Consider the following 631-nt stretch of genomic DNA (forward strand, 5'->3'; position numbering starts at 1 on the left):
CCATCCAGTGGAGATAACGAGATTCGAACTCGTGACCCCCTGCTTGCAAGGCAGGTGCTCTCCCAACTGAGCTATACCCCCGTATGGAATTACAGCCTTTCGGCTAATGGGCTTAAATGGACTCGAACCATCGACCTCACGCTTATCAGGCGTGCGCTCTAACCAGCTGAGCTATAAGCCCATTTTCTTTGGTGCTTACACTTGATAAGCAAAAATTTGGAGCCGGCAGCCACCTGCTCTCCCACACCGTCTCCAGTGCAGTACCATCGGCCGCTTACGTCTTAACCGTCGTGTTCGGGATGGGTACGGGTGTCTCCCATAAGCGCATCACCACCGGCAAATTTTTTATCTTTCGTTGTAACGCCCCCTCATTTACATTCGGCGGCAGTTCGTCAGCGCCATTCCGATATGCATCTCCGATGCATGGGCGCTTCCTCTTGAAAGCTTAACAACACGACAACCCTTACTATCCATTTCCTTAGAAAGGAGGTGATCCAGCCGCACCTTCCGATACGGCTACCTTGTTACGACTTCACCCCAGTTATCGATCCTGCCTTCGGCAGCTCCCTCCTTACGGTTGGGTCACTGACTTCGGGCGTTACCGACTCCCATGGTGTGACGGGCGGTGTGT

The 631-nt window shown here is 53.2% G+C and carries 2 tRNA genes and 2 rRNA genes; all 4 read right to left on the reverse strand.

Annotation, left to right across the window (positions count from 1 at the left end):
* Positions 1-8: 8 nt before the first annotated feature.
* Positions 9-81, reverse strand: a tRNA-Ala gene (locus ARA78_RS13485).
* Positions 82-107: 26 nt separating this feature from the next.
* Positions 108-181 (reverse strand) — tRNA-Ile (locus ARA78_RS13490).
* Between the two features lie 39 nt (positions 182-220).
* Positions 221-338, reverse strand: a 5S ribosomal RNA gene (gene rrf / locus ARA78_RS13495).
* A gap of 144 nt (positions 339-482) precedes the next feature.
* Positions 483-631: ribosomal RNA gene (locus tag ARA78_RS13500) — 16S ribosomal RNA — on the reverse strand; the annotation flags it as partial.

The organism is Coprococcus eutactus, assembly GCF_001404675.1.
GTDB classification, from domain to species: Bacteria; Bacillota; Clostridia; order Lachnospirales; family Lachnospiraceae; genus Coprococcus; species Coprococcus aceti.